Origin of the sequence: Nonlabens sp. Hel1_33_55 (assembly GCF_900101765.1) — a bacterium.
Classification (GTDB): domain Bacteria; phylum Bacteroidota; class Bacteroidia; order Flavobacteriales; family Flavobacteriaceae; genus Nonlabens.
Window position 1 is genome coordinate 2,840,626 of sequence record NZ_LT627735.1, and the last position, 24,175, is coordinate 2,864,800.

At 40.5% G+C, this 24,175-nt stretch carries 17 protein-coding genes; 13 read left to right on the forward strand and 4 right to left on the reverse strand.

Going from position 1 to position 24,175, the window contains the following annotated elements; genetic code table 11:
* Positions 1 to 68 precede the first annotated feature (68 nt).
* Positions 69 to 575, reverse strand: coding sequence for a peroxiredoxin-like family protein (locus tag BLO34_RS12835; protein WP_090755862.1), 507 nt, complete (start codon positions 573 to 575; stop codon positions 69 to 71).
* Between the two features lie 136 nt (positions 576 to 711).
* Between BLO34_RS12835 and ruvB the strand changes: the two genes are divergently transcribed.
* From ruvB to BLO34_RS12890, 11 genes are all read left to right on the forward strand, one after another.
* Positions 712 to 1,740: a Holliday junction branch migration DNA helicase RuvB gene (gene ruvB / locus BLO34_RS12840; protein WP_090755863.1), complete on the forward strand. Its 1,029-nt coding sequence runs from the start codon at positions 712 to 714 to the stop codon at positions 1,738 to 1,740.
* 4 nt (positions 1,741 to 1,744) lie between these two features.
* The gene (locus BLO34_RS12845) at positions 1,745 to 3,082 is read left to right on the forward strand and encodes a cytochrome P450 (RefSeq protein ID WP_090755865.1); all 1,338 of its coding nucleotides are present in this window, start codon (positions 1,745 to 1,747) and stop codon (positions 3,080 to 3,082) included.
* Positions 3,083 to 3,299: 217 nt separating this feature from the next.
* The gene (locus tag BLO34_RS12850; RefSeq protein ID WP_090755866.1) at positions 3,300 to 5,606 is read left to right on the forward strand and encodes an NADP-dependent malic enzyme; all 2,307 of its coding nucleotides are present in this window, start codon (positions 3,300 to 3,302) and stop codon (positions 5,604 to 5,606) included.
* Positions 5,607 to 5,709: 103 nt separating this feature from the next.
* The gene (gene ruvA, locus BLO34_RS12855; RefSeq protein ID WP_090755868.1) at positions 5,710 to 6,291 is read left to right on the forward strand and encodes a Holliday junction branch migration protein RuvA; all 582 of its coding nucleotides are present in this window, start codon (positions 5,710 to 5,712) and stop codon (positions 6,289 to 6,291) included.
* 51 nt (positions 6,292 to 6,342) lie between these two features.
* Complete coding sequence (gene sprA, locus BLO34_RS12860) at positions 6,343 to 13,539, forward strand: cell surface protein SprA (RefSeq protein WP_410503931.1); 7,197 nt, start codon at positions 6,343 to 6,345, stop codon at positions 13,537 to 13,539.
* 59 nt (positions 13,540 to 13,598) lie between these two features.
* Positions 13,599 to 13,976, forward strand: coding sequence for a glycine cleavage system protein GcvH (gcvH, locus tag BLO34_RS12865; RefSeq protein ID WP_090755871.1), 378 nt, complete (start codon positions 13,599 to 13,601; stop codon positions 13,974 to 13,976).
* A complete protein-coding gene (locus BLO34_RS12870) occupies positions 13,977 to 14,390 on the forward strand; it encodes a hypothetical protein (protein ID WP_090755872.1) in 414 nt (137 codons plus the stop codon). It abuts the gene before it with no gap.
* Between the two features lie 62 nt (positions 14,391 to 14,452).
* On the forward strand, positions 14,453 to 15,181 hold the full coding sequence (locus tag BLO34_RS12875; protein ID WP_090755874.1) for an energy transducer TonB: 729 nt from the start codon (positions 14,453 to 14,455) through the stop codon (positions 15,179 to 15,181).
* A gap of 100 nt (positions 15,182 to 15,281) precedes the next feature.
* Positions 15,282 to 16,106 (forward strand): energy transducer TonB, encoded by an 825-nt coding sequence (locus BLO34_RS12880; protein WP_090755875.1) that lies wholly within the window; start codon positions 15,282 to 15,284, stop codon positions 16,104 to 16,106.
* A gap of 138 nt (positions 16,107 to 16,244) precedes the next feature.
* Positions 16,245 to 18,350, forward strand: a complete 2,106-nt coding sequence (locus BLO34_RS12885; protein WP_231959497.1) for a capsule assembly Wzi family protein — start codon at positions 16,245 to 16,247, stop codon at positions 18,348 to 18,350.
* A gap of 72 nt (positions 18,351 to 18,422) precedes the next feature.
* Complete coding sequence (locus BLO34_RS12890) at positions 18,423 to 19,109, forward strand: zinc metallopeptidase (RefSeq protein WP_090755877.1); 687 nt, start codon at positions 18,423 to 18,425, stop codon at positions 19,107 to 19,109.
* Here BLO34_RS12890 and BLO34_RS12895 read toward each other — a convergent pair.
* Positions 19,106 to 20,470: a saccharopine dehydrogenase family protein gene (locus BLO34_RS12895; protein ID WP_090755878.1), complete on the reverse strand. Its 1,365-nt coding sequence runs from the start codon at positions 20,468 to 20,470 to the stop codon at positions 19,106 to 19,108. The two genes, BLO34_RS12890 and BLO34_RS12895, sit on opposite strands and share 4 nt — an antisense overlap.
* A gap of 53 nt (positions 20,471 to 20,523) precedes the next feature.
* Here BLO34_RS12895 and BLO34_RS12900 point away from each other — a divergent pair, with 53 nt between their 5' ends.
* Complete coding sequence (locus tag BLO34_RS12900) at positions 20,524 to 20,910, forward strand: DUF423 domain-containing protein (protein WP_090755880.1); 387 nt, start codon at positions 20,524 to 20,526, stop codon at positions 20,908 to 20,910.
* Positions 20,911 to 20,974: 64 nt separating this feature from the next.
* Positions 20,975 to 22,582 (forward strand): phosphoenolpyruvate carboxykinase (ATP), encoded by a 1,608-nt coding sequence (gene pckA, locus BLO34_RS12905; RefSeq protein WP_090755881.1) that lies wholly within the window; start codon positions 20,975 to 20,977, stop codon positions 22,580 to 22,582.
* A 113-nt stretch (positions 22,583 to 22,695) separates the two neighbouring features.
* On the opposite strand, the gene BLO34_RS12910 is transcribed toward pckA, so the two are convergent.
* The gene (locus BLO34_RS12910) at positions 22,696 to 23,436 is read right to left on the reverse strand and encodes a uroporphyrinogen-III synthase (protein WP_090755883.1); all 741 of its coding nucleotides are present in this window, start codon (positions 23,434 to 23,436) and stop codon (positions 22,696 to 22,698) included.
* A 27-nt stretch (positions 23,437 to 23,463) separates the two neighbouring features.
* Positions 23,464 to 24,150, reverse strand: a complete 687-nt coding sequence (locus tag BLO34_RS12915) for a DUF4271 domain-containing protein (protein ID WP_172823971.1) — start codon at positions 24,148 to 24,150, stop codon at positions 23,464 to 23,466.
* Positions 24,151 to 24,175: the final 25 nt, after the last annotated feature.

Here is a 24,175-nt window from a genome sequence, read left to right on the forward strand (position 1 = left end):
GTCAACTTTTACAGGATTACAGGATTTGATTAGCTATGGAATTGTTTATTCCATCTGCTAAGTGACAATTATGCCTCACCTCGTGCAGGATAATCCTTATCCTCTATAAAGTCGATTGCTTTAAGAAGATCATCCAACTGTGGTCTTGCAAATGGCATGGTTTGAACAGCACTGCAATAGAGCGTCCCATCTTTTTTAATCAGAAATAGTCCTGGTTCAGAGAATAATTCTGGCTCCTTATCGCTTATTCCTTTAGACAGATAAAGTCCCCATTCTTTTGCCTGCTCTTTACTCAGTTCAAATCCTACAGGTATACTCTCAATATCCCATTCCTCGCCAGTTTTTTTAGCTCGCTCTTCTGTATCCATACTTACTGCGATCACATTGACGCCGCGATCTACAAATTCTGATAATTTATCCTTGAGAGATTCCAGTTGCTTCTTACAAACTGGACAGTGATAGCCACGATAAAATACCATTAAGGTATACTTTTCTGGGTCTTGCTTTTCCATCGACCACTTTGTGTCGTTAATCAAATCAAGCTCTAAATGCGGTACTTTTTGAGTAGGTTTCATATTTTTATTTTCAATATAACACCAGCTGCTTTTCTTTCTACTAAAATTAAGGTAATTGGTAAAATGTTGAGAAGTGTACCGCTTTCGCGAAAGCGAAAATCCAACTAACAAATCTACTATCGACTATCTTTGACATATGAATGAGCATCTTGACGCGACCAGTGAAAATTTTTCCAATGAAGAGCACGATATAGAACGTGCGTTGAGGCCACTTTCCTTTGACGATTTTGCCGGTCAAGATCAGATTCTTGAAAACCTCAAGGTTTTTGTTCAAGCCGCAAATCAACGCGGTGATGCACTTGACCACACGCTTTTTCATGGACCTCCAGGATTAGGTAAAACAACACTCGCTCATATACTAGCGGCAGAATTAGGTGTTGGGATCAAGGTCACATCTGGACCAGTTCTTGACAAACCTGGAGATCTCGCTGGATTACTGACAAACCTTGATGAGCGCGACGTTTTATTCATTGATGAGATCCACAGACTTAGTCCTATAGTAGAAGAGTACCTCTATAGTGCTATGGAAGACTACAAGATCGATATCATGATCGAGACTGGTCCCAATGCGCGTACGGTGCAGATCAATCTCGCACCGTTTACATTGATAGGTGCAACTACACGTAGCGGTTTGCTCACGGCTCCCATGCGAGCTAGATTTGGGATTTCGTCAAGATTGCAGTACTATACGACTGAACTTCTTTCCACGATCGTAGAGCGCAGCTCTGAGATTCTGCAAGTTGAAATTGACAAGGAAGCTGCTATTGAAATCGCAGGTAGAAGCCGCGGAACACCTAGGATTGCAAATGCACTTTTAAGACGCGTACGTGATTTTGCCCAAATCAAGGGAACCGGGAATATCGATCTGGATATCGCCAGATATTCGCTAAAAGCTTTAAATGTTGACGCGCACGGATTGGACGAGATGGACAATAAGATATTGACTACTATTATTGATAAGTTTAAAGGTGGACCTGTAGGAATTACTACCTTATCTACGGCAGTATCAGAAAGTGCAGAAACTATTGAAGAAGTCTACGAACCATTCTTGATTCAACAAGGCTTTATCATCCGTACGCCACGCGGACGTGAGGTCACAGAACACGCCTACAAACATCTAGGTAGAACACCTAATGCAAGAATGGGCGGTCTTTTCGACCAATAGATCTATGCGTAACATTCACAAAGTATCGGCGATAAGGTTTTTGTCTAAATCTGCTCAGATTTATAAAGACCCATTACCATTTCACAGAGAAAACTTCCAGCGTTACGGCCAGACATTCAAGATTAGCCCAAAACCTGGATTGACCATTCATTTTACCTGCGATACAAAGCTCACACAACATATTCTCCAGAAGAATCAGCGCAATTATCATAAATCCAGCTTACAAACACACGACCTGGCAAAATATATAGGTCATGGATTGCTCACTGCAAACGGTGAAGAATGGAAAGCAAACCGAAAGCTAGTTCAACCTGCTTTTTATAAAAAACAACTCGCTGGTATCATGGATTCCATGCATCAGGTGATACAGCAGGAATTAAGGAATATTGTCCCTGGCAAAGCCATGGATATTCATAAAGTCTTTAGTGACCTCGCATTTAAGGTCGTTGCCCGCAGTTTGTTTTATTTGGAGGACATGGACGAGCGCATCAATCGGTTACAGCAAATTACTGAAGAAGCTCAAAAGATGCTCATCAAGGAATTGCGATTGCCATTCCTGCAATGGTATTACAACCGTCGCTGGCTTTCTGGAAATAGGAGTATTGCCTATCACATGGAATTGATTGATGAGGCAAGAGGCATTCTCTTGGATATTATCGAACAGCGCAGGAAAGAAAATAAAACCTATGGAGACCTGCTGGATATGTTATTGCAATCTACCTATGAGGATGGTACCCATATGAGCGATGAACAGCTCATAGATGAAATTTTGGTATTATTTATTGCAGGCCATGAAACAACAGCAAATGCGTTGACATTTGCCACTCAACTATTGGCACATCACCCAGAAAAAGCACGAAAGGTTCAGGGTGAGATTTCAAAACTCGATAGTACAGATTTAATGGAACAGGTGCGATCCATGGAGTATACAAAGCAAGTGCTGGATGAAACCATGCGTTTGTATCCACCAGCATATGTAACCGATCGCGTAGCGGTAGAAGCTGACGAGTGTGATGATATCTCCATTCCAGCCGGTAGTATATGGCTCATTAGTTTCTATGAAATGCACCGCCGCGCCGATTTATGGCAACAACCAGAAGCGTTCATCCCAGAACGATTCGATCCAGATAAGCGCAAGGAATACAGCGATCAATATTTTCCTTTTGGTGCTGGACCTCGTATGTGCATAGGGAATAATTTTGCGATGTTTGAAATGGCACTCGTGGTTAAAAACATACTCGAGAAATACGACTTGGAAGCCATTGGCGATATCATTGAATACCATCCATTGATCACGCTGCGACCCAAGAATGCTCGGGTGGTTTTTAGGGAAAGGACCTAATCTCAAATCAAATAAGAAGCAAGAAATTATAGATAGTCTATCTAAATATATTATTGCAATGGCTATTGGAAATTTTGCTTTCACACGTTGCGCTGAGTTCATCGAAATGAAAGCGAAAACATCAAAAACAAATAGAAACATCTAATAACCTTAGGTGATTCAAAATCCTCGCTCACACGTTTAATCGCTACCTTTGTAATCGCTTAAAAAGCATTTTATGAGCAGCAAACCCAGCAGAAGAAGAGAAGCACTGGTTTATCACGCAAAACCTACACCTGGAAAAATCAAGGTGGTCCCAACTAAAAAATACAGTAGCCAGAGAGACTTGTCATTAGCCTACAGTCCTGGTGTGGCAGAACCTTGCCTTGAGATTGCTAAGGATCCAACCAACGCCTATAAATACACTACAAAGGGGAATTTGGTAGCCGTAATATCTAACGGTACGGCAGTATTGGGATTAGGAGACATAGGTCCTCTTGCGAGCAAACCAGTTATGGAAGGTAAAGGTTTGTTATTTAAAATATTTGCAGACCTGGATTGTTTCGATATTGAAGTTGACACCAAGGATGTAGATCAGTTTATTGAAACGGTCAAGAATATCGCGCCCACTTTTGGAGGAATCAATCTAGAAGATATTGCAGCTCCCGAGGCCTTTGAAATTGAACGCCGACTCAAAGAAGAATTGAACATACCGGTCATGCATGATGACCAGCATGGAACAGCGATCATTTCAAGTGCTGCACTTCTCAATGCATTGGAACTTGCTGAAAAGAATATAGAAGATGTAAAAATCGTTGTTTCTGGCGCTGGTAGTGCCGCAATTTCATGCACCTCGCTGTATGTAAAATTAGGAGCACGACTAGAAAACATTATGATGTTTGATGTTGACGGTCTTATTACCAAATCACGCACAGACCTAGGTAAAATGCAAATGCAATTTGCTACTGATCATAAACCAGTTTCCATGGCAGACGCCATTGTTGGAGCAGACGTGTTTTTGGGACTCTCTGCCGGGAATATAGTTTCCCAAAAGATGGTGCAATCCATGAGTGATAATCCTATTGTTTTTGCAATGGCAAATCCAACTCCAGAGATTGATTACGACCTGGCTATGGCAGCTCGTGAGGATATCATTATGGCAACAGGACGTAGTGATAATCCCAACCAAGTAAATAACGTATTAGGGTTCCCATTCATTTTTAGAGGTGCCATGGATGTGCGCGCCACAATGATTAATGAAGAAATGAAGCTAGCTGCGACTTATGCACTGGCAAACCTGGCAAAAGAACCTGTGCCAGAACAAGTAAATATTGCCTATGGAGAGTTGAAGCTCAACTTCGGGCGTGATTATATAATTCCAAAGCCTTTTGATCCACGCTTGATCTCAACAGTGCCACCGGCGGTAGCTAGAGCTGCCATGGAATCTGGAGTTGCTCAAGAACCTATCACAGACTGGGATAAGTATGAGGAGCAGTTGCTTTCTAGAATGGGATCTGATAACAAGCTTGTCCGTTTGTTATTAAACCGCGCGAGAATCAATCCAAAACGTATTGTCTTTGCAGAAGCTGATAATGTAGACGTACTCAAGGCGGCTCAAATTGTTCTGGAAGAAGGAATAGGTACGCCCATATTATTGGGAAGAAAAGATGTCATTGAAGAAATGATGGCAGAGCTTGATTTTGATCAACCATGCTTAATCATTGACCCCAAAACCGATGAAGAGTCCGCAAGGCGTGATCGATATGCACGCGAGTTCTGGAAGTTGAGACAACGCAAAGGTGTGACTGAATTTGATGCTAGCAAAACCATACGTCAGCGTAACTATTTTGCCGCGATGATGGTTAAGGTAGGAGATGCAGATGCATTGATAACTGGTGTTGCGCAATCCTATCCGCGATCTGTGCGTCCTATGATGGAAATTATAGGAATGGCTCCTGGAGTCGATAAAATTGCGACCACCAACTTAATGGTCACTGATCGTGGCCCGCTATTTATCTCAGATACTTCTATTAACATTGATCCAGACGCCATTGAGCTTGCTAAAATTGCACAGATGACTGGTAGAACGGCAGGTATGTTTGGAATCGATCCCGTAATTGCCATGATTTCTTATGCAAACTTTGGATCCAGTAAGCACCCTAATGCTACTAAGGTTACAGATGCTGTAAAGTATTTGCACCAGTATTATCCTAGTATAGTTGTAGATGGTGAAATACAGACAGATTTTGCCTTGAACGCTACGATGCTGGAGCAAAAATTTCCGTTTTCTAAATTAGCTGGGAAAAAGGTCAACACCTTGATTTTTCCTAATTTGGAGAGTAGCAATTCTACCTACAAATTACTAAAGGAATTGCGAGGCATAGATTCGATTGGTCCTATTATGATGGGAATGCAAAAGCCATGTCATATTCTACAGTTGGGTGCCAGTGTGGACGAGATTGTGAATATGGCAGCTGTGGCTGTCATTGATGCCCAACAAAAAGAAAAACGAGCTGCAGAACAGTCTGCAAAAGGTAGATCCTAAAAGTAAAATACATCTTACATTAATTAACAAGGTTGACTGCGATTATAGCAGGAAACCTTGTTTTTATTTTGTTACATTTGAGCGATTGCTAATATCCTGTTAAATGATTGCCCAATTGCAAGGCCAGCTGGTCGAGAAAAACCTTACTGATGTCGTTATAGATTGCGCTGGTGTAGGGTATTTCGTAGAAATTTCTTTACATACTTATTCACTCATTCCAGAAGGTGACCTCGTCAAGCTTTACACCTACATGATGGTGCGTGAAGATGCGCAGCGGCTTTTTGGATTCGTTGAGAAAAGCGAGCGTGAGGTTTTTAAGTTGCTTATTTCGGTTTCTGGGATAGGTGCAAATACGGCTCGCACGATGTTGTCCAGTCTTGATCCATCACAAATTGCCCAGGCTATTGCAAATGGAGATGTTAGAACGATTCAAAGTGTTAAAGGAATAGGTGCAAAAACGGCGCAACGCGTGATCCTCGATTTACGTGATAAGATTTTGCAGGTGCTGGAAGATCCGCAGATTTCTGTTTTACCGAGCAATAGAGGACGAGAAGAGGCGTTATCTGCTTTGGAAACGCTTGGTTATTTGCGCAAACAGTCTCAAAAAGTGATCGATAAGATCCTGTCAGACAAGCCAGATGCCACCACTGAACAACTTATTAAGGAAGCACTTAAACAATTATAGGATTTGAGATACGAATATATTAATCTGATACGCAAGTATTTATATGTCGTAATGTGTTTCTTTGTTTTCGCTTTCGCGAAAGCGCAACAACCCACAACCACTCCTGCAGATTCTACGGCATCGCAAATCCAACTGGGTAGAATAACACTACCTGATCCGCCTAGTATCACGTCGCTCTATATTTATGATGCAGATCTTGATCGCTATATTTTTAATCAGCGTTTTGGAGAATACCGTATTGATTATCCATTTACACTGACCCGAGAGGAATATCAAAAAATTGTGATCAAGGAACAAATGCGTTCCTACTTCAGAGAAAAATCTAAACTGCTTGCAGGAAGGACAGAGGCAGATAAAGAGCAGCAGAGGAATCTCTTGCCTAACTTTTATGTGGATTCTGATTTGTTTGAAAGCATTTTTGGCGGTACAGAAATCAGTATCATACCGCAGGGAAATGTGGCCATTGATTTAGGTGTTCTTTATAATAAAACAGACAACCCTAGTTTTTCTCCAAGAAATAGACAGAACATTACGTTTGATTTTAATCAGCGAATCAATCTTAGTTTGTCTGGTACCGTAGGAACGAGATTGAATGTTAATGCGAACTATGACACTCAAGGTTCCTTTGATTTCCAGAATCAGATAAAGTTGGATTACACACCTACTGAGGATGATATCCTGCAAGGGATTGAGGTAGGTAATGTGAGTATGCCGCTTAATTCTCAATTAATACGTGGTGCACAAAGTCTCTTTGGTGTCAAGGCAGATCTTCAGTTTGGTAAAACCCGTATAACCACGGTTTTTTCTGAACAACAATCAGAATCCAGAACAGTACAAGCTGCTGGTGGAGCAACAGTAAATGACTTTGATTTTTTCTCACTGGATTATGATGAGAATAGACACTTTTTCTTAGCTCATTATTTTAGGGATACTTATGATCAATCTTTGGTCAACTATCCCTTTATCAATAACAATATTCAAATTACTAGAGCTGAAGTATGGATCACCAATAGAGGTAACCGTACTGAGGATGTTCGTAATCTAGTCGCTATTCAGGATATTGGAGAATCAGACCCAACTAACATTGGATTAGATCAGCAACCTCCAGGTTTTATAAATGTTCCTGCTGGTAGTTTCCCGAGTAACGGTAACAATGATTTCAATCCTATTGCTATAAATTCTGGTGGTGAAACTGTCTTAAACAGGCAAATAAGAGACATCGCGACGGTAGAACAAGGTTTCGGAAGCGTACAGGTCAATGAAGGTTTTGACTATGTGACTCTGGAAAACGCTCGCCAGCTGAATCCGAATGAATACAAATTAAACACACAACTAGGTTATATCTCCTTAAACCAGCGATTGAGTAATGATGAGATTGTTGCTGTGGCTTTTCAATACACCGTTGGTGGACAAGTGTTTCAAGTAGGTGAATTTGCAAACGATGGTGTCACCGCAACAGAAGTCAATCAAAATCCAGATGCCAATCAACAAGTGGTTACCAACCAAAATCTAGTTGTAAAACTACTGAAAGGTAACCTAACTAATGTTTCAGAACCTATCTGGGATCTGATGATGAAAAATATCTATAATCTAGGAGGCTCTAGATTATCACAGGAAGATTTCAAACTGAATATCTTTTACCAATTCCCACCAGAATTAAATTACATCACTGCAGCAGAAGGTACATTGGCTAATCCTGCCGTGCCGTTACCTGATGATGTTGATGAAACCACATTGATAAGAGTGTTCAATCTAGATCGATTGAATAAACAAAATGACCCACAACCAGCTGGTGATGGTTTCTTTGATTATGTAGAAGGACTCACCGTAGATTCCGAAACCGGTCGTGTGATTTTTACCAGCGTGGAACCTTTTGGAGAATACTTATTCAATAAGCTCGACAATACACCTAATAGCGGCCCAGAAAATTATAATAACCCAGATACATATAACGCTAATCAAGCTAAGTATGTCTATCGCGATATGTATCGTACTACTAAAGCCCAGGCGCTTCAAACAACGGAGAAAAACAAATACCTAATTAAAGGTGAATACAAAGCAACTGGTCAGCAGGGTATTCCTATCGGTGGTTTTAATATCCCAAGAGGTTCCGTTACGGTAACAGCTGGTGGTAGAACACTGCAAGAAGGGATCGATTATACGGTTGACTATGCTCGTGGTAGCGTTATCATTCTGGATCAAGCATTATTGAATTCCAACACGCCTATCCAGGTTTCTACGGAGAATAATTCGACGTTTAATCAACAGACCAAACGATTCACGGGTATCAATGTAGAACACACATTTAACGAGAACTTTATAGTAGGCGGTACTTTCTTGAATCTCAAGGAACGACCTATCACCCAAAAGTCCACTTACGGTACAGAGCCAATCAACAATACCATTATTGGAGCCAATTTCCTTTATAATACAGAAGTACCGTTCTTAACCAGGCTTGCTAATAAGCTTCCCAACATCGATACTGATGTCATTTCCAATTTGTCCATACGTGGTGAAGCGGCATACCTATTTCCAGGTTCTCCAGATAGCGATAATTTTGACGGTAAGGCAGCGGCTTATGTGGATGACTTTGAAGGATCTCAAACTTCCATCAATATCTTATCTCCATTAGCTTGGAATTTAGCCAGTACACCAGTAGCCTTTGAAGGTGCTGGATCGCCAGCTAATCCATTAGCGTATAATTTCTCTCGTGGTCGATTGGCTTGGTATACTATCGATCCAATATTTTATGGGAATCAGCGTCCTGATGAAATCACAGATGCTGATGTGTCTGATTACCGAACACGACGTGTTTTTATAGACGAGATTTTCCCTCAGGTAGATATTCAGCAAGGTCAGACACAAGTTATCAATACGCTGGATTTATCATTCTATCCAGATGAGCGTGGATCTTACAACTACAACCCTGCAGCAGCCGGCACCGATATTCTTCCAAACCCAGCAGACAATTGGGGCGGAATCACTCGTAGCTTTTTAAGTACAGATTTTGAGGCGACTAACGTGGAGTACATTCAGTTTTGGGTCATGGATCCATTCCAGTATGATGCTACTAACGATGGCGGAACTATTTCTATCAACCTTGGAAGTATTTCAGAAGACATCTTAAAAGACAACCGCAAGCAATATGAAAATGGATTGCCGGAAGAAGGTGGAACTGATTTAACGGTTTCTACGGCATTCGGTAAAGTGCCTTTAAATCAATCGCTTATTTATGCCTTTGATACAGAAGGTCAGGAGCGAACCAATCAAGACATTGGATTGGATGGATTTAGCGATGCTGAGGAAAATGCGCAGTTCTCAGAATTTGGTCCTATAGATCCAGCTGCAGATAACTATGAATATTTCATCGCTGCTGACGGTAACATACTAGATCGCTACAAGAGATATAACAATACTCAAGGTAATTCACCTACTGATGTCACCCAAACAGATCGAGGTTCTACTACTCAGCCTGATGTTGAGGATATCAACCGTGACAATACCATGAATACCATCGATAGTTATTTTGAATATGACATCGAGATAGGTCCTGGTTTGATGCAGGTAGGTACAAATCCATATGTAAGCGATTCTAGATTGGTCACATCTACTTTACCTAACGGTACCACGATTGACACTAGATGGGTTCAGTTTAGAGTTCCTTTAAATGATCCAACACGGGAATCCATAGGTGAAATCGCAGACTTTAGAGCCATACGATTCATGAGAATGTACCTTTCAGATTTTGAAGTGGATACGTTCTTGAGATTTGGAGCGATGGATCTTGTCCGTGGTGACTATAGAAGATATACGGCCTCCTTGGATCCAGATGATCCTAACGTAGATAACGATCAGACTTCTTTTGAAGTTCAGGCAGTTAATATTGAGAATAACGATAGAAGAGAGCCCATTCCATATGTGCTGCCACCTGGAGTTATAAGAGAAGAATTACGTACCCAAAACCAAAACATTCGTCAGAACGAACAATCACTCGCATTAATAGTAGAAGACTTGGAAGGTTTTGATAGAAGAGCCGTTTTCAAGAACATACGCATTGACATGAGGCAGTATGAAAACCTTGAGATGTTCGTGCATGCAGAATCTCTAAGCGATAAACAAGCATTGGTTGATGGTGAACTAGAGGTATTTATACGCATAGGTGTTGACTTTACTGACAACTACTATGAAGTAAGATTGCCATTGACTCCTACACCATTTGGTGCTACAGATCCAACGGTGATCTGGCCAGCTGCAAATAACTTTGACATTGATCTTTCCCTACTTCAGGAAATCAAGTCTCTGGTTTTAGGTGATCCTAATCTTATTAATAGCGAAGTAAACTTTTTCAATCAAGCAGATCTAGATCCAGATTCTGCGGGTGAGCCTAATCAGCAGATATATGGTATCAAGGGTAATCCAAATTATGGAGATGTAAGAGCCGTGATGTTGGGTGTGCGCAATAATGTGAAAAATACCATTAGTGGTGAGGTGTGGTTCAATGAGCTCAGGCTTTCTGGACTTCAAAACCAAGGAGGTTATGCGGCCGTACTTAACCTTGACGCAAACATGGCAGATTTTGCTACGGTTAGTGCCAATGGTAGACGCAGCACCATAGGATTTGGATCCATTGAGCAGGGACCTAATGAACGTAGCCGTGAGGATCTGACTCAATACGATATTACTACAAGTTTAAGCTTAGGACAGCTCTTTCCGCAAAAATGGGGATTGAACCTACCATTTTCTTACCGCATAGAAGAGCAAACTGTCACCCCACAATTTGATCCACAATTTGAGGATATAGAACTTGATACACGTTTGGAAAATGCTACCTCAGATCAGGAAAGAGATGCTATAAGAAATCAATCTGAAGATTATACAAAGCGCCAAAGCGTCAATCTTATAGGTGTTAGCAAGGCTCGTACTGGCGACAGCAAACCAATGCCTTATGACATAGAAAACTTTGTGTTTTCAGGATCTTATAACCAGACAGACCAGCGCAATTTTGAAATTGAGGAGTTCAAAGATCAATCGGTTAATGTGAATGCTACGTATAACTATGCGTTTCCAGAACTTAAGTTTGAGCCGCTTATCAAGGCAGACACGACACTTTCAGGTGACTATTTCAAGTTTTTGAGAGAGTTTAATGTAAACCTACTGCCTAATGTGTTTACCGCTAGCGGTACGGTTCGTCGTCAGTTCAACACACAAACCTTTAGGGATTTGCAGCTGGATACTAATCCAGTGGATCTTGATGGCGATGGCATCCCAGATGCTCAAAACATTGCACTAGCACCACTTACCAATCGCAACTTTACTCTTTCCAATCAGTATGCGATAACTTGGGATTTGACGAATTCCTTGAACCTGAACATTTCTGCTAACAACGATCGTATCGTGCGCAGCTACATTGACAATCAGGATAATACTATTGACGAAGGTTATACTTTGTGGACAAACTTTTTGGATGAAGGGATTCCGGACTCGCACTCCAGACAGTTCAGAGCGACTTATGAATTGCCATTGGAGAAGTTTCCTTTTCTCGCTTTCGCGAAAGCGACATACACATACACAGCAGATTTCAACTGGCAGCGTAACTCCCAACAATTTGCACAACTGGATGGCATTCCCAATCTAGGAAACAGCGTGCAAAATGCCAACACGCATCGTATCAACGGAAATCTTGACCTATCCAAATTATACACCTTTGCAGGATTGGACAAAAAGAAATTTGGAGCAGCAGCACGCAAGGAAGCTCAACAACGCACCGCGAGCAGATCGCGCAGCCGTCTACCTACAGCAAGACAGGAAAGCGGTGCTGAAGCACCACCGCAAGAAGAAGTGAAAATCCCTAAAAAGAATTTTGCAAATCAAGCGTATAACACATTCATTGGTATTGCTACATCTGTAAAGCGAGCTACTATCAATTATGAAGAAGGCAATGGTATTTTCTTACCAGGTTATACACCTAGCGTTGGTTTTATAGGTACACTAAGGCCTACCACGGGATTCACCTTTGGTAGCCAGGCAGAGGTTCGTGACCTCGCCGCCAGACGTGGCTGGTTGACATTGTATCAGGACTTTAACCAACAATATGCTGAGATCGAGCGTAAAAACTTAACGGTTAACCTCACAGTAGATTTGTTACCTGACTTGAATATTGATATCGTTTCCAACCGTCAATATCAAGAAACATTTACTGAGAATTACCGAGTTGATCCTACTGATCTGACATACCAATCGCTAACACCACAGACGTTTGGAAACTTTAGTATTTCTACCTTAATGTTGGGAACAGCTTTTTCTAGAAGTATCATCGATGATTCCCAGACATTTGATGAGTTTAGAGGTAATAGGCTGATAGTTGCAAATCAATTGGCACGAGAATTCTATGGCAATGATAACTTCTCTAGGGACGAAGACGGTTTTCCTAATGGTTTTAGCCGTAACAGTCAAAGCGTTTTACTGCCATCTTTCCTTGCAGCCTATGAAGGTCGCGGTGTAGAAGATCAAGACGATAATGCCTTTAAAGATATACCGCTACCCAACTGGGACATCAAGTATACCGGTCTTATGAAGTTGGCTTGGTTTAGAAAAACGTTTAAACGTTTCTCATTACAACACGGTTATAGATCTGCCTACACGATTAATAGATTCCAGACAAATCTTAATTTCTCTGCAGCAAACAGTGGTTTGGAATATGAACAGCAAAATCAGCAGGTGCTTAATCAAAATGGTGATTATAAGCCAGCAAACTTATTCTATAACATCAACCTCACCGAATCTTTCAGTCCATTGATAAAAGTGGATTTTGAAATGAGAAACTCTCTATCCATAGCAGCAGAATGGAGAAAGGATCGTGCGATATCCTTGAGTTTTGATAATAATTTGTTGACAGAAATTAGCGGTAACGAACTTGTATTAGGTGTAGGTTACAGAATAAAAGATGTTCCTTTTAGAACCAGTGTGGGCGGACGCAGTAGAGTGATAAAGAGTGATCTCAATTTGAGATTGGATGGCTCCGTACGAGATAATGTGACCATCATTAGGTATTTAGATCTAGATAATAGTCAAGCAACTGCAGGTCAAACGATTTATGGAGCAAAATTCACTGCAGAATATGCCTTTAGTAGAGCATTTCAAGCCTTATTCTATTACGACCATTCATTCTCTGAGTTTGCTATCTCAACGGCTTTCCCACAAACAACTATTAGAAGCGGTATTACTTTACAGTATACTTTTGGGAATTAATATTGTCTAGGCTTTTTTAACCACAGACTTTTTTACTTTTGTCGCTTATAAATTGAACTATGAACATTCCAGCAGAATTAAAATATACTAAGGATCACGAGTGGATCAAAATTGAAGGCGATACCGCTACGGTAGGTATTACTGACTTTGCCCAGGGCGAGTTAGGTGATATTGTTTACGTGGAAGTAGAGACCGTTGATGAAACCTTAGAACAAGAAGAAGTTTTTGGAACGGTGGAAGCAGTAAAAACGGTTTCAGATCTTTTCTTGCCTTTGTCTGGTGAGATCATTGAGTTCAATGATAAATTAGAGGACGAACCAGAATTGGTGAATTCAGATCCTTATGGAGACGGCTGGATGATCAAGATGAAATTCTCAGATGAATCTCAATTATCTACCTTGATGAGTGCAGATGACTATCAGGCTTTAGTCGGGTAGATGCAAAAACTCATCTATTGGATAGCGCCTTTCTATACCGCATTTATTGCCTATGGATCGCTGGCTGATAGTACAGTTCCTTCCATTAAAATTCAAAATATTGATAAGGCATACCATGCTTCCGCGTATTTCTTGATGATGATGTTCTGGTATTTATTTTTCTATCATCGCTATCTAGAACGACAAATTCACTTTGAATATAACTTGAGCCTTATTTTTTCTCAGTGGTCAAAAACCATTGGTATAGCAGCGGCAATCTTTTCATTAGTAATTGGAGGACTTCTAGAATTAGGTCAAGGCTTTATTTCTGAGAATCGTACCATGGATGCGTTCGATATGATGGCAAATGGGACTGGCATCATAATTGCAGTTTTTGTATTGTGGTTGATATCTTTAATTATGAGCCGTAGATAAAAGTCCAATTGCTTTTATTTGAAATAGTATTTATATATTTTTAGCCTTTAATCTAATCCATCATGGAAGTAAAAAAATCAGAAAACGCAGACTTGCGTAAAAACATTACCATCTATGCCCTAATGGGTCTAGCATTTATGTTGCTGCTGTCATGGCAAGGGCTAGAATATGAATCAACACAGGTTGACGTAGAAGAAATCTACGATGAGCCTATGGTTATGGAAGAGGTAGAGGATATTCCAATCACACAGATGTTGGACACGCCACCGCCACCACCGCCACCGCCACCAGCACCGGAAATCATCGAGGTTGTTGAGGATGAGGTAGAAATTGAAGAAGTTGAAATTCAAGATACTGAAACTGACGAGCAAGAAGAGATCGTTGAGGTTGAAGAAGTTGCAGAAGAAGTAGGCGTGGTTGAAGAGATTGCAGATGTACCATTTGCGATTATCGAAAACGTTCCTGTTTATCCTGGATGTGAAAGCGAGAAAAACAATGCAGACCGTAAGAAGTGTATGCAAGAAAAAATCACTCGCTTTGTAAGAAAAGAGTTTGATACAGGAATTGCTAATGAAGTTGGACTTTCAGGAAAACAAACGATTAGCGTACAGTTCAAGATCGATAGAGATGGAAAAGTGGTAAACATTGTTTCCAGAGCAAAAGATCCAAAACTTCAGACTGAAGCTGCTAGAGTAATCAATAAGCTTCCTAAAATGACTCCAGGTAAGCAAAGAGGTAAGCCAGTTGGTGTAATTTATGGACTTCCAATTATCTTTGAAGTACAAGACTAAAACACCTTTTTAAAATATTAGAATCCGCTTCATTTTATGGAGCGGATTTTTTTATGGTATGTTTCTTGAAGTTGGTTTTATATAACATAAAACCATTATTATGAGAAATCTAGACTCCAATGTCGGTGCTGCAACACCGACCGGAACAAGTAGAGCGGACAAGAAATCTGCAAGTATCAAAACCAATTCAACAATAAATTTCCTCATCGGCCTCTGCGCAGTGTTGATGTTTTCTTTTGTGGTAATTGAGTTACAAACGCCCAAGGTGGAACGAGAATTCACCAAGACCTTCAAGGACAATTTTGTGATGGAAACCAATATGGGTGAGTATAGGATTGAAAAAGCTGATCCAAAACCAGAACCACAAAAGAGAATTCAAGAACCTAAAATTTCAGAGCCTAAGGTTAACAAGATTAAGCCGCCTGTGGTTATTGATAACAACGACCCAGAACCTACCACAGATCCTGATCCAACTCAGGAACCATCCACAGATACAACTAAAGATGCGATAGTTGTAACGAGCGGTGACATCTCTAATGATATTCCAGTAGTGAATTCAAATACTCCTCTCAACATGCTCTCAGTTTCTGAGGTGCCGCTTTATCCTGGTTGTAGCGCAAAGTTGGATAATGAGGAACGTATCTCATGTTTCAATGAAAAGATGGCCCGGTACGTACAGCGACGTTTTGATACCAGCCTAGCCAATGAATTGAATGGAAAAGAACTCGTCAACATTACCGTATTATTTACCATAGGTACAGATGGGTTGCCCCAAGACATACAGGTAAGAGCACCTAATAAGAAGCTGGAAACAGAGGCGTATCGTATCATATCAAAATTACCAAAGATGACTCCTGGTAAATTTGAAGGTGCAGATGTGAACACTACTTATGCATTGCCTATTAAATTTAGGGTACAGTCTTAAATGCAAAATTCGTAATCCTTTCAAGATTGATTTTTTGGTTTTATAGAATTTGAAACTCAAAGGTTCAATGAATTCAAAGCCTTAATGTCAACTGCACAAAGGAATTCCAGTATATTTAGCCCAGATTTGCCATGTTCTATGAAAATGATATGCGCCGTTTGGGCTCTTTTTATTGGAGGTTTTGCATTTGCTCAAAGCGAGCTGGAAACCTTTCCCGTTTTTCCCGCTTGTGACAGCATAACCACAGCTTCCTCATTAGAAGAATGCTTCTATCAGGAGTTATATAACAGCCTGTATGATGTGATGCAAACCACAGCAGCAGACAGTACATCTGCAAAGGCGACTTTGCGTTTTGAGGTTGATCGCGAGGGAAGTTTTAATCCCATCATTTTTGATGCTCCTACAGCGTCTATTAAAGAATCGCTATATACCGCATTTGGCGAGCTGGAAACGATAGAACCTGCCATCTACAACGGCAATCCTACCTTCATGCAGTTTATCGTCAACCTGCAACTTCCTATGAAGGAAAATGGATCCTTTTACATCTTCAATAGAAATGACGAGCAAGGCGATTCAAAGATGCAGGATGCTGGTGATGATATCGCTTTCGCGAAAGCGAACAACAATTACAGCACCATACAATCTGATAAATATGATGGACAAGAATTAAGGTCCAATGCAATAATCCCATTTTCATACCAGCGATACCAGCGGTATGAGGCAGCAATGAACAGAATAGGGAACAATGCACACACAGCCGTTAAGCCATACACGTTCAATTATGTAAGCGAATATTTTGACCTGGAAGAAGAGCGTAATTCGTTGCTTAAAGATGCCGGAACGTGGTTCGGTCGCAAGTTATGGAACGAGCATTTCTTTGAAGTAGCTGGAGAGGATTACTGGTTCGTGATCGATCCAGGAGTGGATCTACAGATAGGAAAAGACACAGGTGAGGAAGTAAATACTTTCAACAACACAAGGTTGGTGGCGTTGAATGGAGGCGTTGGGAAACAAATCACTTTTGGAGCAACCATACAGGAATCTCAAGGTCGTTTTGCCCAATATTTCAATAGGGAAATAACCCAACGTGCACCAGATGGTGGTAATCCAGGTATTGTTCCTGGCCGTGGTATTGCAGAAGATGGCGGCGAAAATATCTATGATTATCCGGTTGCGACAGGTTATGTGAATTACAAGCCCAGCAAGTATTTTGATCTACAAATAGGTCATGGTCAACATTTTATAGGCGATGGTCATCGCTCACTGGTTTTGAGCGATAACTCGCAGCCGTTTCCGTATGTGAAAGTAAATGCCAAATTTTGGAAAATCGATTATACCGTTTTGTACACTTCGCTTAGAGACGTTCGTCCAGAAGTCACCGCAGATGATTCTTTCAGGACTAAATACATGACACATCATTATCTAAGCTGGAATGCCACTAAGCGTTTAACGCTTGGCTTCTTTGAAAGTGTGTTGTGGCAAGATGATAATGGAAGAGGTTTTGACTTCAACTATTTGAACCCATTGATCTTTTACCAGACGGTTGAACTTGAAACGGGATCTCGTGGCGGGAACGCATTATTAGGTGTCACTGGAAAATATAAAATCACAGACCGCTTGACAGGTTATGGACAATTAGTTCTAGATGAATTTTCTAGCGAGGCTGTTACTAGCGGGAATGGAAGTTATCAAAACAAAAGCGCTTATCAGCTAGGTCTTAAATATCAAAATGCCTTTTCTGTTCCCAACCTTATGCTTCAAGCAGAATACAATCGGGTTAGACCTTATACTTACAGTCACAACACGATCGTTTTAAATTACGGCAACAGTAATCAGGCGCTGGCGCATCCATGGGGCGCGAGTTTTTATGAGGCCATTTTCATTGCTAGATATAGTAAGGATCGATGGTATGGAATTGCCAAAGCTATTTTAGGAGAACGTGGTTTTGATTTCTTGGCAAACGGAGACAACGCTTATTATGGCGGTAATATTTACAGGACTGAAGATGATCGTATCGCAGATAATGGAAATGCAGTTGCTCAGGGTAACAATGCACCTTTTTATTATGGTGAGTTGGAAGCTGGTTATCTCATTAATCCCGCAAGCAATCTAAAGGTTTATGGACAGTTTATCTATCGCAATATTTCCCCAGAAATTGATAATGCTGTGGTTCAAGATGCGACGACAACCTGGTTTAATTTTGGTATAAGAACTGATATCAGCAATTGGGGTTTTGATCGATAACCCAATACTTTTAAGATCAGATTACGATAGGATCAATAGCGATTGCGCTAATTTTAATTAGAATACATTATCATGATAGGATATTATATAATAGGTGGTCTGGTATTTTTGATCAGTGCCTATGTGAGTAATAAGCTCAAATCGAAATTTAAGGAATACTCACAGATTCAACTCCAGAACGGATTAACAGGAGCACAAATCGCTGAAAAAATGCTGTCAGATAACGGCATTACTGATGTTGATGTGATCTCAGTTAAAGGTCAGCTTACAGATCATTATAATCCATCCAAAAAAACAGTCAATCTTAGTGAACCTGTATATTCTCAACGTAACGCAGCTGCAGCAGCGGTTGCTGCACACGAGGTAGGTCATGCGGTGCAGCATGCTCGTGCCTACTCGTGGCTGGGAATACGTTCAAAATTGGTTCCTGTAGTAAGTATCGCCTCTAAATATTCTCAATGGGTACTTTTAGGTGGACTGGCACTTGCTGCGAGTACCGCTTTTGGAAGTTATGTATTGTTATTAGGAATTATTATGTACGGTATGGGAACGCTTTTTGCCTTTATCACATTGCCGGTTGAATATGATGCCAGTAACCGCGCACTAGCCTGGTTGGAGAATGAAAACATGTTGACGCAAAACGAACATGCAGGAGCAAAGGACGCGCTCAAATGGGCAGCGCGCACCTATTTAGTAGCTGCTATAGGTTCATTAGCCACCTTGCTCTATTTCATCTCAATCTATATGCGTAGACGCTAGCGATGTAAAGCGTTGTAGCCTAGATAGGGAGTTTTGCTTTCGCGAAAGCGAATTCCATATTCCTCAAGTTCTTCTAGAATAGGTTCGTAGATTTCTTTGGAAATTGGGATTTGCACGCCATAAGATTTAATCGTTCCATTCAAGATGGCAAGTGCCGCAATGGCTACGGGAAGTCCAACGGTTTTTGCCATGGCTGTTTGATGGTCGCCATCGCCCAGGCAGACCATTGTGCTGTCAATCTGCTTTTTCTCACCATCAATTTCATAACCAAATTTGTGATACATGACAATCATATCCTTTTCGCCTTCTTTGAGCGTCCAGCTGTCTTCCAATATTTTCTGAAGCGCCATTGCTGGGGTCGCTTCTTGAATACCGATGGTTTTCTGGTTGTTAAAAAGATCTAGTTCAGCTAGTTTTTCCCACATGATGTCATCTTGATCAATTTTCAATTCATGACGCATTTTGAGCTCCACACTGTCAGTAGGTGAATATGGTAGAAAACTGTTTACAAACTCGCGATAAGTCATATTCATGGAATCATCGAGAATATAAGAGTCGTCTGTCATTCCCAATTGCACGAACATGTTCCACGCCTTGCTAAAACCTACACGACGCATTGTGCCGCGATACAAAGTTGCTATATCGTCTAGACCATAAATCTCTCTGTACTGTAGGCTATTTCTATTAGCATAAGCTTCAAATCGACCATAATCATCCACTTCCAGAAATTCTGTCCTACGGAAAAGTCTGTGGTAAGGAATGTATTTATACTTATGTTCCTGAATAAACTTTGCAGCGCCACCTTGTCCAGCAACCACCACATTTCTGGGATTCCAGGTGAATTTATAATTCCATAGGTTGTTATCATCTTCTGGAGCCACAAGGCCACCAGTAAATGATTCAAACAAAATCATTTTGCCACCTTTGTTTTTAATGCGATCAATCACTTGCATGGCGCTCATATGATCAATTCCAGGATCAACTCCTATTTCATTCATCAGGACGAGTTTCTTTTCCTTGGCTTGCGCGTCTAAAGCTTTCATTTCTGGACTCACATAGCTTGCAGTAACCATGTTTTTTCCCATTTCAACACAGTCTTTTGCAACCTCAATATGAAATCTAGCGGGCAGCATGGAGATAACAATATCGGCCGCTTTGATTTGTTCTTTTCTAGCTTGGGCATTGAAGATGTCCAGCTCAATCGCGGCGGCATTTTGATTATCCTGAGTAAGCTTTGTTGCCGCTTCGATGGATTTGTCTGCTATTGTAATTTTTAGATGTTCCTTTTCTGCTTTCTTTATTAGGTAATCAACTAGTACTCCTGTGGATTTTCCAGCACCTATAATTAAGATGTGTCGCATTGCTGTTGTAATTTTGGTTGAAGTTAAAATTCTTCACTTACATAACCCTTAAAATGGAAAAGAAGTTATTGATAACAGGTAGTGTTTTTATGCTCGTAGCGGTTGTGCTAGGTGCAATGGCTGCCCATGCCTTAGAGAACTACCTAACTGACGATCAGCTGCGTAGTTTTGAGACTGGAGTGAGGTATCAAGTGTATCACGGTCTCGCGTTGATGATATTTTCCCAGGTAAAGATTTTATCTAATAGCTCCAAGAATGTTTTGTGGATCCTATTTACTGCCGGTACTGTCTTATTTAGTTGGAGTATTTTTTTACTATCAACGGGATCTATTTATGGAATCGATGCTCGTTTTTTAGGCCCCATTACACCCATTGGTGGTTTGTTGTTGATCAGCGGTTGGATTTATGGAATTGTTAAAGTTAGCTTATATAAATTATAGAATGCTTGCCTGAGAGGACTTTAAATTTCTACTTTTGCAAAAACAACTTGAATTTCACTAAATTATGGCTTCTAACAAAGTAGCAACGCAAACGATTTCGTTATCTAATTTTGGTATCAACAATTCAAAAATCAATTATCAATTAAGTCCTGAAGAGCTTCAGGCAATTTCGGTTAAAGATTATGGAGGTAAAGAGACTAATAATGGTATTCTTGCCATCAACACTGGTGAATTTACAGGGCGATCGCCTATGGATCGATTCATTGTAAAAGATCAAGTAACTGATGAGTTAGTCTGGTGGGGAAATGTAAACATCCCATTTAATAAAAAAGACTTTGACAATCTATTGGTTCGCGTTACAGATTACCTCGATGGTAAAGAACTTTTTGTACGCGATGCATATGCTTGCGCACATCAGGATTACCGTTTAAACTTGAGAGTCATTAATGAGTATCCATGGTCAAATATGTTTGCTTATAACATGTTTTTGAGACCTGATCAGGAAGAATTGAATTCATTCTCTCCAGAATGGACGATTATCAACGCTCCAGGTTTTATGGCAGATCCTAAGATCGACCGCACGCGCCAGCACAACTTTGCGATTTTAAACTTTACTGATAAAATTGCACTTATTGGTGGTACTGGTTATACTGGCGAGATCAAAAAGGGAATATTTAGTGCACTTAATTTTATACTACCCGTTTATAAGAATACATTGCCTATGCACTGTAGTGCAAACGTTGGTAAAGATGGAAATACAGCCATATTTTTTGGATTGAGCGGTACAGGAAAAACTACCCTTTCTACAGATCCAGAAAGAGAATTGATAGGTGACGATGAACATGGCTGGACTGCCAGCAATGAAGTGTTCAATTTTGAAGGTGGTTGTTATGCAAAAGTGATAAATCTTAATGCAGAACAAGAGCCAGAAATCTTCAACGCTATCAAACCAGGAGCAATCCTTGAAAATGTGGTTTTGAATGATGATGGATCTGTAAATTTTGAGGATACTTCTATCACACAAAATACACGAGTTAGTTATCCTATTCACCATATTGATAACATCAAGGAGCCTTCAGTTGGTAAAAATCCAAAGAATATTTTCTTTTTGACGGCAGATGCTTTCGGTGTTTTGCCTCCTATCTCTAAACTAACGCCAGGTCAGGCAGCTTACCATTTTATTAGTGGTTATACCGCAAAAGTTGCGGGAACTGAAGCTGGAGTTACAGAACCACAGCCTAGCTTTTCTGCATGCTTTGGTGCGCCATTTATGCCACTACACCCAACTAAGTACGCACAAATGCTTAGTAATAAGATGAAAGAACAAGGTGTCACTGTATGGTTAATAAATACCGGTTGGACTGGTGGACCTTATGGTGTAGGTCACCGCATGCCTCTTAAGTATACAAGAGCTATGATTAAGGCGGCATTAGATGGTTCACTTGAAGCGGCTAATAAAGATAATTACCATACTCATTCTATGTTCGGACTTGCACAGCCACGAGTGGTTCCCAATGTCCCAACTGAGGTGTTGAGTCCAAGAAAATCATGGAATAATGATACAGGTTACTACGAGACTGCGGCTAAATTGACGCGCTTTTTCAGAGAGAACTTTAAGAAGTTTGAAGGTCAGGCTAGTCCAGAGATCATTGCTGGTGGTCCATTGAAATAATAGATTTTTCTTTAAAGTAAAAACGTCCCATTCAGCTGAATGGGACGTTTTTTATTATTTAGGATTTTGAGAAGTTACGCTTTCGCGAAAGCGTCATCATTCAACAAATTATATCAACCTAAGGTCTTTATATAATTTTCAATAGCCATGGTCATGGAAGGTGATTCTGGAGTAGGTGCTTGAATATCGATGCGCAGGCCTTTATCCTTAGCAGCCTGACTGGTCGTGTTTCCATAAACAGCGATTCTAGTGCCGTCTTGCTTGAATTCCGGAAAATTCTGAAACAAGGACTCTATCCCACTAGGGCTAAAGAAAACCAAAACATCATACTTCACATTTGCAAGGTCTGAAAGATCGCTGATGACAGTTTTAAAAAAAGTAGCCATTTTCCATTTGATACCTAACTCATCCAGTTGCTCAGGAACGAGGTCCTTAAGTTTATCTGTAGTAGGTAAAAGGAACGATTCGTTTTTGTGTTTCTTGATCAATGGCATCAACTCTGGAAACGTGCGTTTGCCTACATAGATTTTACGCTTTCTGTACACCACGTATTTTTGAAGGTAATATGCTACAGCTTCACTCTGGCAGAAATATTTTAGGGTGTCTGGAATTTTGTAACGCATCTCTTCTGCCACTCTAAAAAAGTGGTCCACACTATTGCGGCTAGTAAGAATGATGGCAGTGTATTTACTGAGGTCGACTTTCTGCTCGCGAACCTCTTTTGCAGATACGCCTTCTACATGAATAAAGGAGCGAAAATCAATCTTGACCTTAGTCCGATCAACGAGACTTTGGTAAGGTGAATTTTCCATTTTAGGTTCAGGTTGGGAAACTAAAATCGTTTTCACTTTCATACGCATTTTTCTTTATTGGTAAAGGGTTCACACCGTAATGTACTTATACAAAAGCAGGTAGGGTGCGATTTCAAGCGCGCAAAGATACAAAATAAAATAGAAAAATGAAGTGGTGATCAGATTGAGGTGGTTATAAAAAACCAAAAAATGATAGATAAAAATTACGACGCCAGCGATGGCAGCGACCACTAATATAAAACTGTTTGAGGATGGGAAAACATAGTACATAAAAATCACTACGACCATCAATAAAACACTTAAAGCAGCACGGTAAAGATTGCGTTCATGGTCAATGGATGTCAACAAATCATCAAAACTTGCCACTGTTGCCAACAATTTTGAGAGGTAATGTTTAAAGATTAGAAAAGCGCTTACTGCAGTTAGAATAAGAACGAAATCTGTGAAGCCTCTATCGCTAGATGGAGTGTCAACTAGCTTGAAGATGATTAAGGAAATACTAATCCCATAAATGATTAGACCAATGTATCTGTAAGAATGATGATTGTCAACCCTTCCATCTTGTGATATCTTGATAAATCTGGAACTTACATAAACGCTCAAGAACTCTGTGAGTGGCAGTGTGGTAAATTGTCTTGCCAGTGCCACAGATAGCATACACCCAAATATGATCAGGCTAATCCAGTCAAGCGATTCAGTAATACGATAGAGCGCATCCATAGGATCGTAAAAATAAGAGGATTTTGTGATCGTCAAGAAAAGTCAGCAGTATAATTTCTTA

Bases quoted from the DNA above. Each gene is read 5' to 3' on its own strand.
- BLO34_RS12835 (WP_090755862.1), bottom strand. From the start codon at position 575: ATGAAACCTACTCAAAAAGTACCGCATTTAGAGCTTGATTTGATTAAC.
- ruvB (WP_090755863.1), top strand. From the start codon at position 712: ATGAATGAGCATCTTGACGCGACCAGTGAAAATTTTTCCAATGAAGAG.
- BLO34_RS12845 (WP_090755865.1), top strand. From the start codon at position 1,745: ATGCGTAACATTCACAAAGTATCGGCGATAAGGTTTTTGTCTAAATCT.
- BLO34_RS12850 (WP_090755866.1), top strand. From the start codon at position 3,300: ATGAGCAGCAAACCCAGCAGAAGAAGAGAAGCACTGGTTTATCACGCA.
- ruvA (WP_090755868.1), top strand. From the start codon at position 5,710: ATGATTGCCCAATTGCAAGGCCAGCTGGTCGAGAAAAACCTTACTGAT.
- sprA (WP_410503931.1), top strand. From the start codon at position 6,343: ATGTGTTTCTTTGTTTTCGCTTTCGCGAAAGCGCAACAACCCACAACC.
- gcvH (WP_090755871.1), top strand. From the start codon at position 13,599: ATGAACATTCCAGCAGAATTAAAATATACTAAGGATCACGAGTGGATC.
- BLO34_RS12870 (WP_090755872.1), top strand. From the start codon at position 13,977: ATGCAAAAACTCATCTATTGGATAGCGCCTTTCTATACCGCATTTATT.
- BLO34_RS12875 (WP_090755874.1), top strand. From the start codon at position 14,453: ATGGAAGTAAAAAAATCAGAAAACGCAGACTTGCGTAAAAACATTACC.
- BLO34_RS12880 (WP_090755875.1), top strand. From the start codon at position 15,282: ATGAGAAATCTAGACTCCAATGTCGGTGCTGCAACACCGACCGGAACA.
- BLO34_RS12885 (WP_231959497.1), top strand. From the start codon at position 16,245: ATGAAAATGATATGCGCCGTTTGGGCTCTTTTTATTGGAGGTTTTGCA.
- BLO34_RS12890 (WP_090755877.1), top strand. From the start codon at position 18,423: ATGATAGGATATTATATAATAGGTGGTCTGGTATTTTTGATCAGTGCC.
- BLO34_RS12895 (WP_090755878.1), bottom strand. From the start codon at position 20,470: ATGCGACACATCTTAATTATAGGTGCTGGAAAATCCACAGGAGTACTA.
- BLO34_RS12900 (WP_090755880.1), top strand. From the start codon at position 20,524: ATGGAAAAGAAGTTATTGATAACAGGTAGTGTTTTTATGCTCGTAGCG.
- pckA (WP_090755881.1), top strand. From the start codon at position 20,975: ATGGCTTCTAACAAAGTAGCAACGCAAACGATTTCGTTATCTAATTTT.
- BLO34_RS12910 (WP_090755883.1), bottom strand. From the start codon at position 23,436: ATGAAAGTGAAAACGATTTTAGTTTCCCAACCTGAACCTAAAATGGAA.